At 43.8% G+C, this 15,195-nt stretch carries 11 protein-coding genes; 8 read left to right on the top strand and 3 right to left on the bottom strand.

The window, feature by feature from the left end; translation table 11 throughout:
* Positions 1 to 94: 94 nt before the first annotated feature.
* From IE165_RS01140 to rpmA, 3 genes are all read left to right on the top strand, one after another.
* Positions 95 to 2,005, top strand: coding sequence for an amidophosphoribosyltransferase (locus tag IE165_RS01140; RefSeq protein WP_189624757.1), 1,911 nt, complete (start codon positions 95 to 97; stop codon positions 2,003 to 2,005).
* A gap of 131 nt (positions 2,006 to 2,136) precedes the next feature.
* Positions 2,137 to 2,448, top strand: a complete 312-nt coding sequence (rplU, locus tag IE165_RS01145; RefSeq protein WP_037494579.1) for a 50S ribosomal protein L21 — start codon at positions 2,137 to 2,139, stop codon at positions 2,446 to 2,448.
* A 49-nt stretch (positions 2,449 to 2,497) separates the two neighbouring features.
* Positions 2,498 to 2,770, top strand: coding sequence for a 50S ribosomal protein L27 (gene rpmA, locus IE165_RS01150; RefSeq protein WP_189624758.1), 273 nt, complete (start codon positions 2,498 to 2,500; stop codon positions 2,768 to 2,770).
* 456 nt (positions 2,771 to 3,226) lie between these two features.
* On the opposite strand, the gene queA is transcribed toward rpmA, so the two are convergent.
* A complete protein-coding gene (gene queA, locus IE165_RS01155; protein WP_189624759.1) occupies positions 3,227 to 4,276 on the bottom strand; it encodes a tRNA preQ1(34) S-adenosylmethionine ribosyltransferase-isomerase QueA in 1,050 nt (349 codons plus the stop codon).
* A gap of 160 nt (positions 4,277 to 4,436) precedes the next feature.
* On the opposite strand from queA, the gene IE165_RS01160 reads away from it, so the two are divergent.
* The 5 genes from IE165_RS01160 (at position 4,437) to IE165_RS01180 (ending at position 12,867) form a co-directional block, all read left to right on the top strand.
* Positions 4,437 to 5,684: an ABC transporter permease gene (locus IE165_RS01160; protein ID WP_189624760.1), complete on the top strand. Its 1,248-nt coding sequence runs from the start codon at positions 4,437 to 4,439 to the stop codon at positions 5,682 to 5,684.
* 115 nt (positions 5,685 to 5,799) lie between these two features.
* Complete coding sequence (locus IE165_RS01165; protein WP_189624761.1) at positions 5,800 to 8,256, top strand: glycoside hydrolase family 31 protein; 2,457 nt, start codon at positions 5,800 to 5,802, stop codon at positions 8,254 to 8,256.
* Positions 8,257 to 8,266: 10 nt separating this feature from the next.
* The gene (gene glgB, locus IE165_RS01170) at positions 8,267 to 10,171 is read left to right on the top strand and encodes a 1,4-alpha-glucan branching protein GlgB (protein WP_189624762.1); all 1,905 of its coding nucleotides are present in this window, start codon (positions 8,267 to 8,269) and stop codon (positions 10,169 to 10,171) included.
* A gap of 1 nt (position 10,172) precedes the next feature.
* Positions 10,173 to 11,585: a glycogen synthase gene (locus tag IE165_RS01175; protein ID WP_189624763.1), complete on the top strand. Its 1,413-nt coding sequence runs from the start codon at positions 10,173 to 10,175 to the stop codon at positions 11,583 to 11,585.
* A gap of 10 nt (positions 11,586 to 11,595) precedes the next feature.
* The gene (locus IE165_RS01180) at positions 11,596 to 12,867 is read left to right on the top strand and encodes a glucose-1-phosphate adenylyltransferase (RefSeq protein WP_189624764.1); all 1,272 of its coding nucleotides are present in this window, start codon (positions 11,596 to 11,598) and stop codon (positions 12,865 to 12,867) included.
* 81 nt (positions 12,868 to 12,948) lie between these two features.
* Here IE165_RS01180 and IE165_RS01185 read toward each other — a convergent pair whose 3' ends face one another.
* Positions 12,949 to 14,154, bottom strand: a complete 1,206-nt coding sequence (locus IE165_RS01185; protein ID WP_229826247.1) for a pyridoxal phosphate-dependent aminotransferase — start codon at positions 14,152 to 14,154, stop codon at positions 12,949 to 12,951.
* 185 nt (positions 14,155 to 14,339) lie between these two features.
* Entirely contained in the window at positions 14,340 to 15,134 is a 795-nt protein-coding gene (locus IE165_RS01190; RefSeq protein ID WP_189624765.1) for a class I SAM-dependent methyltransferase, read from the bottom strand.
* Between the last annotated feature and the right edge of the window lie 61 nt (positions 15,135 to 15,195).

Consider the following 15,195-nt stretch of genomic DNA (forward strand, 5'->3'; position numbering starts at 1 on the left):
ATTGTTTTCTGAAGGTAATAAAAATGTTTTAGCTTATCTTTTGTTGTGAAATATCTTCCAAATAATACATACCTTTGCAGCATCAATTCAAGCTATGAGTGACGCTATAAAACATGAGTGCGGTATAGCACTCGTTCGATTACTGAAACCCCTATCTTATTATCAAGAAAAATACGGTACGCCCTATTATGGCATCAATAAGTTGTATCTACTGATGGAGAAGCAACATAATCGAGGTCAGGATGGAGCCGGTATTGCTACGATTAAGTTTGACGTAAAACCGGGTAACCGGTACATTTCCCGCTATCGGGCCATGGGCTCCTCGGCTGTTGCTGATATTTTTGAGTATGTGCAGAAAAAGTTTGCTGCGGTAAATAAGGCCTATCCTGTCGAATCGAAGGACACCGACTGGTTGAAGGAGCATGTAAGCTTTACCGGCGAAGTACTTTTGGGACATCTCCGTTACGGCACACATGGTAAAAACAGTATCGAAAGCTGTCACCCATTTCTGCGGCAGAACAATTGGATGACACGTAACCTGGTTGTTGCGGGGAATTTCAATATGACCAATGTTGACGAGTTGCTGCAGCAGTTATACGAGTTGGGACAGCATCCGAAAGAGCAGGCGGATACGGTTACCGTATTAGAGAAGATCGGCCATTTCTTGGATGATGAGAATCAAGAGCTTTTTGACCAATTCAAAAAAGACGGATACTCCAATATCGAGATCAGCGCCCAGATTGCGAAGAATCTTGATGTCGCGAAGATATTGACGCGCTCGGCAAAAACCTGGGACGGAGGATATACCATAGCGGGAATTTTTGGACATGGAGATGCTTTTGTGATGCGTGATCCAGCAGGCATCCGTCCTGCATTTTATTACCAAGATGATGAGGTTTTGGTGGTAGCGTCTGAACGGCCCGTTATCCAGACCGCGTTTAATGTGCCATTGGGTGCGGTACAGGAAATTAAACCCGGCCATGCACTGATTGCTAAAAAAGATGGGACCATTTCCCAAGAGATGTTCCGCCAGCCGGCGACACAAAAATCCTGTTCATTTGAGCGTATATACTTTTCGAGGGGGTCTGACGCGGATATTTATAAAGAACGAAAAGAACTGGGCCGATTGCTGTGTCCGCAGATCCTTCAAGCTGTGGGAAGCGATATTAAAAATACAGTATTTTCGTTTATCCCCAATACAGCGGAAGTATCTTACTATGGCGTAATGGAAGGAATCAATACCTACGTTCGCAACTACCAAAAGGATGTATTATTAAAGCGGGCCGACAAGATTTCGGACTTGGAACTGGAGGAAATGATCAACATTACACCCCGGTTTGAAAAGCTAAACGTCAAGGATGCGAAATTACGTACGTTCATCACACAAGATGCAGATCGCACCGATATGGTTCAGCATGTGTACGATACTACCTACGGGATCGTGAAAGATCATGATGATACGATCGTTGCAATCGATGACTCCATCGTTCGGGGTACGACATTAAAGCAAAGTATTCTAACGATCTTGGATCGCCTCAACCCGAAGAAAATTGTCATCGTATCATCTGCTCCGCAAATTCGTTACCCAGACTGTTATGGTATAGACATGTCTAGAATGGGAGAATTCGTAGCATTTGAGGCTGCAATATCGTTGTTGAAGCAGAATGGTTTAGCCCACGTCGTGGATGAAGTATACCAGCGCTGTCTGGCTTCCATAACGAAGCCCAAAGATGAAGTAGAGAATTATGTCAAAGCTATTTATGAGCCTTTTACCGATGTAGAAATTTCTGCGGAAATTGCACGTATTATCCGTCCGCACAATCTGAAAGCTGAACTGGAAGTCGTATACCAAACGCTTGACAATTTGCATAAGGCATGTCCAAATCATTTGGGAGATTGGTATTTTTCTGGAGACTATCCGACTCCTGGAGGAAATAAGGTAGTGAATAAAGCGTTTATGAATTGGGTAGAAGGAAAGAATGTAAGGGCTTATTTTAGTAACTAACGAAAAGGGTCGTGCGTGCCTGCGCATTAGGGCGTTTAGAAGCGATTTTATTTTTGTTTTTTACTTTTAATTTTTTACATTATTTTATATCTTTGCAGCTCATTAAATATTAACACATATATTATATAACAATGTACGCAATAGTAAATATAGCAGGACAGCAATTTAAGGTTGCAAAAGACCAGTATCTTTTTGTGCACCGGTTACAAGGAGACGAAGGCGCTAGTATTGAATTTGACAATGTATTGTTAGCAGAAGACGGTGGTAAATTCACTGTAGGTACACCGAGTATCTCAGGTGCTAAAGTTTCGGCTACTATTTTGTCTCATTTGAAAGGTGATAAAGTTATCGTCTTCAAGAAAAAACGTCGTAAAGGCTACAAGAAGAAAAACGGTCACCGTCAACAGTTTACGAAGATCCAGATTACTGGCATCAGTTTATAATCGAGTTTTTAATCTGACCTTGCTAAAGGTCATAAATTAGGATAAAGAAATGGCACATAAAAAAGGTGCGGGTAGTTCCAAGAACGGCCGTGAGTCACATAGTAAGAGATTAGGTATTAAGATTTTTGGCGGTCAACAAGCTATCGCGGGTAACATCATCGTACGTCAACGCGGTACATTGCATAACCCTGATGCCAATGTAGGTGTAGGTAAAGACCATACGTTGTATGCATTGGTAGATGGTACCGTTGTTTTCCGTAAGAAAGCAAATAACAAATCTTATGTATCGGTAGTACCAGTTTCTGTTACGGAGCAAAACTAATTAGGTTTATACCTGAAAATTTAAGAGAGGGTGTCCGGAAGGCCACCCTTTTTTATGCACCGGTAGTAAGGATGGCCATTTTTATCTGCTGAAACGCGAAGGAAAATGCACCGTATACCGGTTACTTCCTACCATAAGATTTGTAAAATTTCCTCACAAAAAATTTTCAGCAATGACCGCTATAAAGCTGCGAATAGCTAGTAAAATCCGGGTTTTAAAGGGCTGTCGGGCAACTTTCTTCATGGGGAGGCGGAGGATTGCTTTTTAGGCGCACCGCTCAGCGCGATCCATGGAAAATAGGTGCACACAGGGGGGCGAGGTTTTCACGTGGTGCTTTGCAGTAGCACCTACTTGTACGTGTTTTTGTTTGATTTGCTACATTGATCACACTAAAAGCAAAAAAGAAGGTTGATACACCTTCTTTTTCGTTTTACCCGTGCAACCTAGTTCTTTCCATTAAATGATCAACATTGCGTCGCCATAGGAATAAAATCTATACTTTTCCTTCACGGCTACTTCGTACGCATTCATGGTATTTTCGTAACCAGCAAACGCGGCAATCATAACCAATAGGGTAGACTCTGGCGTATGAAAGTTCGTAATCATCGAATTTGCAATACTGAAATCGTAAGGTGGATAGATGAACTTGCTGGTCCAGTCATTCGCCGCCTTGAGGTGTTTGTCTGCAGATACGGAAGACTCGATGGCGCGCATCGAGGTAGTTCCTACAGCGCATATACGCTTTTTCGCGTCTATCCCGTTGTTCACTACGCGGGCAGCATCATCTGAAATAATAAACTGCTCGGAATCCATTTTATGTTTAGTTAAGTCTTCCACTTCAACCGTGCGAAAGGTACCCAAGCCTACATGCAGCGTCACTTCGGCGAAATCGACTCCTTTAAGCTCCAATCTTTTCATTAATTCGCGAGAAAAGTGCAGACCAGCGGTTGGTGCCGCCACTGCGCCTTCATTTTTTGCGTAAATAGTTTGGTAGCGAAATTTATCTTCCGGCGTAGCTTTCCGCTTGATATATTTCGGAAGTGGCGTTTCACCCAATATTTCAATATTGCGCCTAAATTCCTCGTCTGTTCCATCGAAAAGAAAACGAATAGTCCGTCCTCTGGATGTTGTATTGTCGACCACTTCAGCGACCAACAGATCATCATCTCCGAAATATAGTTTATTGCCGACGCGAATTTTGCGGGCCGGGTCAACCAGTACATCCCACAATCGCAATTCCTTGTTTAGCTCGCGTAGTAAGAATACTTCGATGGTTGCACCTGTTTTCTCTTTATTGCCATACATACGTGCAGGGAAAACCTTGGTGTTATTCAATATCATGACGTCTTTATCGTCGAAATAATCTAAAACGTCTTTGAAAATCTTGTGTTCTATTTTTCCAGAATCGCGATGCAAGACCATCAGACGGGATTCATCCCGTTGTTCTGAAGGCTCTGATGCCAATAAAGACTCTGGTAAATTGAATTTAAACTGTGATAACTTCATCTTATTCTGTGCTATGTTTTGTCCGTTGAAACCTTCAACAATCTTGGAATGGAATGGTTTCAAAAAGCTTACAAAGTTAAGGATTATTAATCTAAATAGTACTATTCTAAGGCTTATTATTCGTTAGAATTCAATAAATCTGTTATATTTATGCACGGATATGTTTTTGGTTCTCACGCTACTTAAGGAAAGTTTTTTATTCGCGTTATCCGCGCTAAAGGATAACCGTACGCGTACCTTATTGTCTCTTTTGGGGGTGACAATAGGTATCATGACGATCATTGGCGTGCTTTCTGCCGTGGATACGTTACGCAACAACTTAGAAGAGTCTGTACGTAAAATCGGTAGCCGCACGTTGTATATCGAGAAATGGCCATGGGATGGGGGACCTGATTTCCCGTGGTGGAAATATGTGAACAGGCCTGAGCCGAAGTATGCGGATTTTGAGGCCGTTCAGGCACGTATGACGACGGCCGAAGAGGTAGCCTATTCGATGACGATCGGCAACGCTACGGCAAAATACAAAAGCAATTCGGCCGCTAACATCAGTGTCGTCGGCGCAACCCACGATATTTTAGATATCCGAAATTTGGACATTATCGATGGCCGTTATTTCTCCGAGCAGGAGTCCCGGGCTGGTGCTAACAGCGTGATTTTGGGTGCGACTATCGCCGAAGGCCTATTTCCTGTCGAGGAGCCCATCGGAAAATATATTGCTCTTATGGGAAGAAAACTACAGGTCATTGGGGTTTTAAAAAGGGAAGGGTCGGGCATGCTAATTGATGTTTCCAACGACGATGTTGCCTATATTCCGTTCAGCTTAGCAAGGAATCTTGTTAATTACGAAAATTATTCACCCAGCATTTCCATAGAAGTCAAGCCGCAAATCACACTGGAAGAAGCGGAGAGTGAGCTTACTGGAATTTTAAGATCCGTGCGACGTATCCCCCCCACCCGCGAGAATGATTTTTCGGTCAATAAAACTACCTTGATTACTGCGCAGCTAGATCAGATGTTTGTTGTCATCAATCTTGCTGGCTTTTGTATTGGGATTTTTTCCATCTTGGTAGGCGGGTTTGGTATTGCAAACATTATGTTTGTGAGCGTCCGCGAGCGGACGAATCTAATTGGTATCCAAAAAGCGTTGGGAGCAAAGCAGTTTTTTATTCTTTCTCAATTTCTGATTGAGAGTGTCGCCTTATGCTTGATCGGTGGAGCTATCGGGTTGGTCTGCGTCTATGGACTCGCTGCGCTTGTGCAGGCTGTGTTAGACTTTAAGGTAGTCGTCAGTGTACAGATGGTGATCTTAACAACGGCACTCTCCACTTTGATCGGTCTTGTAGCTGGTATTGTGCCAGCGATTAATGCCGCACGTATGGATCCCGTAGAAGCTATCCGTAGCAAGTAATTACTTTTTTTACTACACTTTTATTTTTTTATTGTTGGGAGACCCAGCTTTCCTAAAAAATGTCGTATTTTAATTCCGAAAAATTGAAATGTGAACCGTAAATTAAGAGAATATTATGGCAGATTTAGATAAAAAGGAAGGATTCGCGTCGGAGCTACTTAACGAGGAATCTTTAGACAATATACACCACGTAAACAATCCCGTTCTTGACGTCCCTGCAATTGAAAAAAAATACTTGGGTAAGCCTACTTCTTACGTAAAAGAAGGCAATAAATTCATCTTTACAGATGGCAAAGCCCGTGTGGAGGTAAAAGTGTTTTCAGACGAGATCATTCGTGTCCGGCTTGCACCCCAAGGCTCTTTTTTGGAAGATTTTTCCTACGCCATAAAAAAAGACTTGGATTTGCATCCGCTTTCCTTTGCTCTGGAAGAAACGGGGGACGCGTATTTAGTCAAAACCAATGCCGTTGTTTGTCGAATTCAAAAAGAAGATTTTTTAGTAGTTTTTGAAAATATAACCGGCAAAGTGATCAATGCCGATCACAAGCCGATGCATTGGGAGGAGAATGTAGATTTCGGCGGATACTATGTCTATTGTACAAAGAAAGCCATGGCAAAAGAAGCCTTTTTTGGCCTAGGAGATAAGTCAGCCAACCTGAATCTGCGGGGGCGCCGTTTCAGCAATTGGAATTCGGACACCTATGGTTTTGGTTTCAATCAGGATCCCTTATACAAGACTGTACCATTTTATATCGGCGTGACTGATGGTGAAGCGTATGGTATTTTCTTCGATAATACCTTCAAAACCTATTTCGACTTTGCTTCCGAACGCGAGGATCGCACGAGTTATTGGTCTGAAGGTGGGGAAATGCAATATTATTATATCCACGGGCCGCAAATGATCGAAGTTGTGAAGCATTATCATACACTGACGGGAACCCATTTTATGCCGCCGCTGTGGGCGATTGGCTATCACCAATGCCGGTGGAGCTACTATCCTGAAGCGAATGTCCGGGAGGTTACCTCGGAATTCCGAAAACGACAGATTCCATGCGATGCCATATACCTGGATATCGACTACATGGACGGTTACCGCTGTTTTACATGGAACAAAAGATATTTCCCAGATCCAAAAAAAATGATTGCGGATTTGGCAGCAGAAGGCTTTAAGACCGTTGTGATGATCGATCCCGGAATAAAGGTAGATGAGGATTATTGGGTTTTTAAAGAGGGCAAGGAAAACAGATATTTCTGTCGTCGTGGCGACGACTATTTTATGGAAGGTTATGTTTGGCCGGGGCGGTGCCAATTCCCGGATTATACCAACCCCGACGTGCGCGAGTGGTGGGGTACGCTGTATCGCGGATTGGTTGAGGATGGCGTAGCCGGCGTGTGGAACGACATGAACGAGCCAGCGGTATTTGGTCGTGGCACGTTCCCCGGAGACGTTCGTCATTATTACGAAGGATATCGTGGCTCGCATCGTAAAGCGCATAACATCTATGGTATGCAAATGGTACGTTCGACTTATGACGGTTTGAAAAAACTACAACGCAATAAGCGACCGTTCACCATCACACGAGCTGCCTACGCGGGTACACAACGCTATTCTTCCGTCTGGACCGGCGATAATATTGCTACTTGGGAGCATCTTCGCATCGGTGTGCTGCAGTTGCAGCGACTTTCCGTGTCTGGTTTATCTTTTTGTGGTACAGACATAGGCGGATTCACGGGCGAACCCGACGGCGAATTGTATACCCGATGGATGCAGTTCGGTGTTTTTTCGCCATTCATGCGCGTGCATTCTGCGGGCGACACGCGCGACCGTGAGCCATGGAGTTTTGGTCCAGAATGGGAAGCTATCTGCAAAAAGTTTATTGAACTGCGTTATCAACTACTTCCTTACATATACAGTACGTTTTGGAGACAACACAAATACAGAGAGCCTATCTTACGCCCAATAGCGCTGCTGGAACAGCATAAGGCTCAAAATCTATTGCGGGAAGAGGAATTTGCTTTTGGACACCATATTTTGGTATCACCTGTGCTGCATCCCGGACAGCAGTCGAAAATCGTTTATCTGCCCGAAGGTAGCTGGTATGGTTATTTCAGCAACGTGTTATATGCTGGAGGACAGGAACATCAGATAGAGACACCTTTGGATGAGATGCCCATATTCGTTCGTGCAGGTAGCGTAATACCCACGTATCCCGTAATGCAATATACCGGAGAGCGGAATATCGATGCGCTTCGTTTAAATATCTATTATAGTTTAGGACGCCAGGATTCGGATGTCTACATAGACCACGGAGATACGTTTGCTTATGAACAAAGTGTGTACAGCGAGAAGCACTTTATCGTGGAAGGAAAGAAAGATAGCTTGACAATAAGCCAAAATCAAGAAGGGCTCTACAACGAACGGTTCGATACGTATAAAATTTATTTTATCGGACTACCGTTTGCCGTGAACAAAATAGAGGTGGACGGTGTTGTTATACAGGGATCAATGGACGAAGATAAATTGCCTTATTTCGCCGTAGAGAAAGAATTTAGAAAGTTAACGATAGAATAATATAGCAATAATGAGCGAAACGGTAGTAGTTTATTCTTTATTTACAGCATATGATATCAGTCTGTTTCGGTCAGGGAAACATTTTAAGCTATATGAGAAGTTAGGTTCCCATGCTTGTCATGTGGACGGAAAACAGGGCGTGCACTTTGCCGTGTGGGCACCCAATGCGCAATCTGTTTCCATAATCGGAAACTTCAACGGTTGGAATCCACACCGCCATCCGTTGTTTGTACGGTGGGACAGTAGCGGTATTTGGGAAGGTTTTATTGAAGGGTTGGATTTGGGTGAAGTCTATAAGTACCATATTCATTCCCATAGCGGCGAAGTTCTGCAAAAGGCGGATCCATTTGCCTTGGCTAACGAAATCGCTCCCCGGACAGCTTCCGTTGTTTCCACAACGTGGTATCAGTGGGAAGATAGCAAGTGGATGAAGCACCGCAAAGAGGTGAATGCATTGGATAAACCTTATTCGGTCTACGAGATGCATATAGGCTCTTGGGCAAGAGATGCGGAAGATCCTTTGCGCCTATTGAATTATCGGGAGGTTGCAGATAAGTTGGTTCCATACGTAGTGGAAATGGGTTTCACCCATGTGGAATTTATGCCGATCATGGAACACCCATATTATCCATCATGGGGTTACCAAATTACGGGTTATTTTGCGGCCTCTTCGCGCTACGGCAGTGCACAAGATCTCATGTTTCTGATTGAGAGCTTACATAAAAACGGAATTGGTGTATTGCTCGATTGGGTGCCTTCGCATTTTCCAGGTGATGCACATGGCCTTTACCGCTTTGATGGTTCCCATTTGTACGAACATGAGGATCCCCGAAAAGGATACCACCCCGATTGGAAATCCTATATATTTAATTACGGAAGAAATGAGGTGCGCTCTTTCTTGATTTCCAACGCGTTCTTCTGGCTGGATAGGTTTCACATCGATGGCCTTCGTGTGGACGCTGTGGCTTCCATGTTGTATTTGGATTATTCCCGTGAGGAGGGACAATGGGAGCCCAATATTTACGGAGGGCGTGAAAACCTTGAAGCGGTTCATTTTCTGCAAGAACTTAATGAGGCTGTTTACCAACATTTTCCAGATGTGCAGACGATCGCAGAGGAATCCACATCTTGGCCAGGGGTGAGTAAGCCGACATTCGCGGGTGGTTTGGGCTTCGGCATGAAGTGGATGATGGGATGGATGCACGATACGCTTAATTATTTTAAAGAAGACCCTATAAATCGCCGCTACTACCACAACCAAATGTCTTTTGCAACAGTTTACGGATTCAACGAAAACTTTATGCTACCGCTATCGCACGATGAGGTGGTTTATGGAAAGCAATCGCTTATCTATAAAATGCCTGGGGATGAATGGCAAAAATTCGCCAACCTCCGTGTGCTCTACTTGTACATGTACACCTTTGTCGGAACCAAATTGTTGTTTATGGGCGGCGAGTTCGCGCAAACCTCCGAATGGAACGTGAATCAGTCATTAGACTGGCACCTTACACAATTTGCGCCACATCGTGGCATGCAACGCTTTGTGAAGGAACTTAACCACCTTTATCGCGCACAGCCTGCGCTTTATGAGAAGACGTTTAGCCCCGAAGGTTTTGAATGGATAGAGTTAGGAGATGAGCAGAACAGTATTTTCGCTTACTTGCGTCGCGGACATTCGGAGGTCGACGATGTGTTGGTTGTGCTTAACCTTACTCCGGTGATACGTGATTACCGGGTTGGCGTTCCGAGTGCCGGAGATTGGGAAACGATATGCAATTCAGACGATCGGATGTTCTACGGTAGCGGTGTGGCTCAGGGGCAAGTGTCGTCGGAAGCTATTTTTTGGATGAATAAAGAAAACTCTATTGCACTTCAGTTGCCGCCACTAGCTGGGTTGGTATTAAAAAGGATTTAATATGCATGTAATACATTTAAGCGTTGAATGTTTCCCACTGGCCAAGGTGGGTGGATTAGCGGATGTTGTGGGGGCTTTGCCGCGCTATCAGCGTAAATTGGGCGTGAACGCTTGGGTAGTAGCTCCATTTTATGATAAAGTGTTTACGCAAGAGCGGGACTTCGATGTGATCCATGCCGGCACGATTATGCAAGGCGCCGAGCTCTTGCAGTACGAAATCCTGAAGGAAGCTGGCGATCCACTTGGATTCCCCTTGTACCTGATCCGTATCCCAGGGAAGTTGGATAGGGAAGAAGTTTACTGTTATCCTGATGAAGCCGAGCAGTGGATTGCGTTTCAACATGCATTTTTACATTGGATGAAGACGGCAGCGATCATTCCGGATGTTGTCAATTGCCACGATCACCATGTCGGTTTGGTTCCTTTTTTGATGAAACATGCGATTGATTTCAATCACCTTTCTAATGTTAAAACGCTGTTTACCATCCATAATGGTCAATACCAAGGGTGGATGCCGTGGAGTAAGGGCATACTGTTACCTGCTTTCGATACCTGGAGATGGGGATTGTTGGATTGGGATGGTCTAATTAATCCCTTCGCGGCGGCCGTGAAATGCTGCGATGCGTTTTCAACGGTGAGCACAGGCTACCTGCAAGAGCTGTATACACAAGCAAATGGGCTAGAAAGCCTATTTCAAGCGGAATCACAAAAAGGATATGGCATCGTGAATGGAATTGATGGCGAGTATTGGAATCCGGAAATTGATTCGTTGATCGCTAAACCTTACAAGAAGTCTACTGTTAGATCCGGTAAAAAAGCTAATAAGAAAGAGTTTTGTCGCTCGGTAGGCTTACCGGATAATTTACCCTTATTAGCTTTCATCGGCCGGTTTGCGACAGAAAAAGGTGCAGATTTGCTGCCTGATATCATTGAAAAAATTTTTTCGAATACTGAAAATAAAATAAGTATATTTATACTGGGATCGGGAGATGATATCTTACAGGAAAACTTGGAAGAGCTACGGGCACGTTATCCAGATCTATTAGCGGCGTTCTTTGGGTATAATGAGGCTTTGGCGCATCAGGTTTATGCTTCAGCAGATCTACTATTGATGCCTTCGCGTGTCGAGCCATGTGGCTTGAACCAGCTTTATGCTATGAAATATGGGACTATTCCTGTGGTTCGGGGTGTTGGTGGCTTGAAGGATACGGTGATCGATGTGGAAGAGGACGGGGGGTATGGATTTGTTTTCCATGGATTGCATGTAGACACTGCAGCTCAAGCCGTATTACGTGCACTAGATGTTGTGTCAAACCCCACAGTTTTACAAAAGATCCGACAACGGGAGATGTCATTGGATTTTTCATGGGACAAATCAGCAAAAGAATATATACAATTGTATAACCAGTTATAAAGGTTTCGTTATGGCACATAAAGTAGTCTCCATCGTATTGGGCGGCGGGCGTGGAACACGCCTATCTCCCTTGACAGAACAGCGTTCAAAACCCGCTGTACCCATCGCAGGAAAGTATCGCTTAGTCGATATTCCGATTTCTAATTGCCTGAACTCCGGCTACAATAAGATTTTCGTATTGACGCAGTTTAACTCTGCATCGTTAAATAAACACATCAAAAACTCCTATAACTTCAGTATTTTCAGTAAAGGTTTTGTGGATATTCTCGCGGCGGAGCAGACGATAGAGGGGGATCGCTGGTTCGAAGGTACAGCAGATGCGGTAAGACGTACCCAAAAAAATCTATTGAATGTTGAATACGATTATGTGCTTATCTTGTCGGGCGATCAATTGTATCAAATGGATTATTCCGCTTTGATTGACTTTCATGTTGAAAATGGCAGTGACGTTACGATTGCCACGATACCGGTCAACGCCAAAGATGCAACTGGTTTTGGGATCTTAAAAGCCAACGAGGAAAACGAAATTGTCTCATTTACTGAAAAACCCGACAGTGTGGAAGTTCTCAACTGGGCGTCTGATGTATCCGAAGACATGGAGAATCAGGGGCGCAGGTACTTGGCTTCCATGGGTATTTACGTGTTTTCGAAAGGTATTCTTAAAAGTTTATTGACAGATAATCCCGGCATGGACTTCGGGAAAGAGATTATACCGGATACAATCGGTTCTAAAAGAGTGCTGAGCTATCAATTTGACGGATATTGGACAGATATCGGAACAATCAAGTCTTTCTTCGACGCCAATATCGGTCTGACAGATGATGTGCCGGATTTCAATCTTTTTAATGAGACGGTGTTTACGCGTGCGCGGATGTTGCCCCCTTCTAAAATATCGGGAACGACATTGAATAATACTATCGTGTCTGATGGTTGCATTTTAAACGCGGACAAACTGGAACGATCGGTAATCGGTATTCGGTCTCGAATCGGTAGAGGAACCGTTATAAAAGCGACTTACATGATGGGAACGGATTACTATGAGCCGTTAGAGGAGGTGCTGAATCTGGGGAGCACACAACAACCACCGCCTGTGGGGGTTGGCGAACGGTGTTATATTGAAAATGCTATCCTGGACAAGAACTGTAGGATTGGAAATGATGTTCGGATAAAAGGGGGCGCACACCTGTCCGATGGCGACTTCGAAACACATACCATTCAGGATGGCATTGTTGTCGTGAAAAAGAATGCGATAATACCGAACGGGGTGACTATCGGTTGCTAACTGCTCATGCCGGATAGCTAAAAAGGTCTGTTACGCCAGCGTAACAGACCTTTTTGGTATAATAACGTCTTATCAGACGGGTTACGCCAGCTTTCCTAAAGCTTCCCTCATTCTGCGTAATGCTTCTTTCAGGTTTTCGTCTGAAGCGGCATAGGAGAGCCGGATGTAATTGTCGTTTCCAAAAGAGTCTCCACCGACGGTGGCGATATGACCTTCATTTAATAGATACAACGCCAAATCCGAAGAATTTTTGATGACATTGCCTTGGGCATCTTTTTTGCCAAAAAATGAACTGATCTCCGGAAAGAAATAGAAAGCGCCTTCAGGAAGGTTCGTTTTCACGCCGGGAATTGCATTTAATAGATCATATACCAATTGGCGGCGACGTAGAAATGCTTCCTTCATAGTTTGTACGCTGGCTAAGCCTTCATTGTACGCAACGATGCCTGCGCGCTGTGCTATCGAGCATGTCCCCGAAGTTGTTTGCCCTTGCAGTTTGTCATTTGCTGCGGCAATTTCTTTGTTAGCTGCAATATAGCCAAGACGCCAGCCAGTCATCGCGAAAGCCTTAGAAAAACCGTTTACTATAATAACACGGTCTTTGATACTGTCAAACTGCGCTATGGATTCGTGTTTATCGACAAAGTTGATATGTTCGTAAATCTCATCAGAAAGGATGAAAATATTTGGGTGTTTTTCAAATACTTTTGCTAGCCCCTCCAACTCTTCTTTGCTGTATACCGAACCTGTCGGGTTACATGGAGAAGAAAACATGAACAATTTTGTTTTGGGCGTTATAGCAGCTTCCAGTTGGGCAGGAGTAATTTTGAAATCCGATTCGATATCTGTATGGATGAAGACAGAATTTCCTTCTGCCAATACCACCATTTCCGAATAGGAAACCCAATATGGCGTAGGTATTATGACTTCGTCACCTGGATTGATCAATGTCAGAATGACGTTCGAAAGGGACTGTTTGGCACCTGTAGAGACCACGATCTGGGTAGGTTCATAGGTTAGTCCGTTTTCGTTTTTTAACTTGTCAACAATCGCTTGACGCAGATCTGGATAGCCGGGTACCGGTGAGTAGCGCGTGAAATTATCGTCCAGCGCCTTTTTCGCAGCTTCCTTAACATTATCTGGAGTGTTGAAGTCGGGCTCGCCCACACTTAAACTAATTACGTTGATGCCTTTAGCAGCCAATTCGCGACCAAGCTTTGTCATCTTAAGCGTCGCTGATTCGGATAGATTATTAATCCTATCTGATAAATATGATGTCGTACTCATGATATTACAAATATATCATATACGCTGCATTTATCACACGTAAATGTTAATAAAAAGACAGCGATTGTGCGATGCTTATAATTTGCTAAACATGTAGGTCCTATATTGCAAACGTACGCCTGGAAAATGCCTGCGATTACACAACGCTAGTAAGAAAAGTTTTAACATCATACGAAATGCGCTCGCTATTTGGTAGCGCGTAATGCATACACCATTGGAATTCGGTTGTTCAAATGGCTGATCTGGAATTTATCAGGTGCAATTTCTATGGCGTTTCGGAAGCAGTTATAAGGCGAATAGTCGAATTCTTTAAACTGTTGAATACGCAATCCTTGGACTAAAAGACTGCCAAGCACCTCGCTCAAACTATGGTTCCAAGTAACGGATTTCTGTCGAATGTCTGCATCTCGTTTGGCGTACGTTCCGTCTTCTGTCTCAATGATTGGCCCATCCTTGAAATAGTTATATTGTACGGTACGGAAATCGTCATCAAACATCCACACGACTGGATGAAATTCTACGAAAATGAATTCCCCTTGCCGAATAAGAAATTGATCAATAATTTTTGCCCATTTCGTAAGATCCGGTAGCCATCCAATAGTTCCATAGCTAGTAAATACGATGTCAAAACCGCCCGTCAAATGTTCAGGAAGACTGTACAGGTCGCAACAAATAAAACGGACGTCAACGCCAGTTTTTGTAGCGAGATCTTTTGCTTTTTCTATTGCTTTGTCGGATAGATCAACTGCGGTAACTATAGCGCCTAGTCGCGCCAAAGAAATGCTGTCTTGGCCAAAATGACATTGAAGATGTAATATTCTTTTGCCGCGAACATCCCCCAACAAATCTAGCTCGATTGTATTTAGTGATGATCGGCCGGCTAAAAAGGCAGGTACGTCATAAAAAGATGATTCGACATGTGTTTCGAGTCGGTTGTTCCAAGAGGCCCTATTTATTTCTAGGTAATTCAAATCATTCATCGCTCGTATGGTTACGCTAGTCTATCTTAAAAAATATACGAATTATTCATGATGGCCAATC

The sequence above is a fragment of the Sphingobacterium griseoflavum genome, assembly GCF_014653155.1.
In the GTDB taxonomy this organism is placed as follows: Bacteria; Bacteroidota; Bacteroidia; order Sphingobacteriales; family Sphingobacteriaceae; genus Sphingobacterium; species Sphingobacterium griseoflavum.

What these genes read in the sequence shown, in the direction of transcription:
- IE165_RS01140 (WP_189624757.1), top strand. Translation starts at nt 95, where the DNA reads ATGAGTGACGCTATAAAACATGAGTGCGGTATAGCACTCGTTCGATTA.
- rplU (WP_037494579.1), top strand. Translation starts at nt 2,137, where the DNA reads ATGTACGCAATAGTAAATATAGCAGGACAGCAATTTAAGGTTGCAAAA.
- rpmA (WP_189624758.1), top strand. Translation starts at nt 2,498, where the DNA reads ATGGCACATAAAAAAGGTGCGGGTAGTTCCAAGAACGGCCGTGAGTCA.
- queA (WP_189624759.1), bottom strand. Translation starts at nt 4,276, where the DNA reads ATGAAGTTATCACAGTTTAAATTCAATTTACCAGAGTCTTTATTGGCA.
- IE165_RS01160 (WP_189624760.1), top strand. Translation starts at nt 4,437, where the DNA reads ATGTTTTTGGTTCTCACGCTACTTAAGGAAAGTTTTTTATTCGCGTTA.
- IE165_RS01165 (WP_189624761.1), top strand. Translation starts at nt 5,800, where the DNA reads ATGGCAGATTTAGATAAAAAGGAAGGATTCGCGTCGGAGCTACTTAAC.
- glgB (WP_189624762.1), top strand. Translation starts at nt 8,267, where the DNA reads ATGAGCGAAACGGTAGTAGTTTATTCTTTATTTACAGCATATGATATC.
- IE165_RS01175 (WP_189624763.1), top strand. Translation starts at nt 10,173, where the DNA reads ATGCATGTAATACATTTAAGCGTTGAATGTTTCCCACTGGCCAAGGTG.
- IE165_RS01180 (WP_189624764.1), top strand. Translation starts at nt 11,596, where the DNA reads ATGGCACATAAAGTAGTCTCCATCGTATTGGGCGGCGGGCGTGGAACA.
- IE165_RS01185 (WP_229826247.1), bottom strand. Translation starts at nt 14,154, where the DNA reads ATGAGTACGACATCATATTTATCAGATAGGATTAATAATCTATCCGAA.
- IE165_RS01190 (WP_189624765.1), bottom strand. Translation starts at nt 15,134, where the DNA reads ATGAATGATTTGAATTACCTAGAAATAAATAGGGCCTCTTGGAACAAC.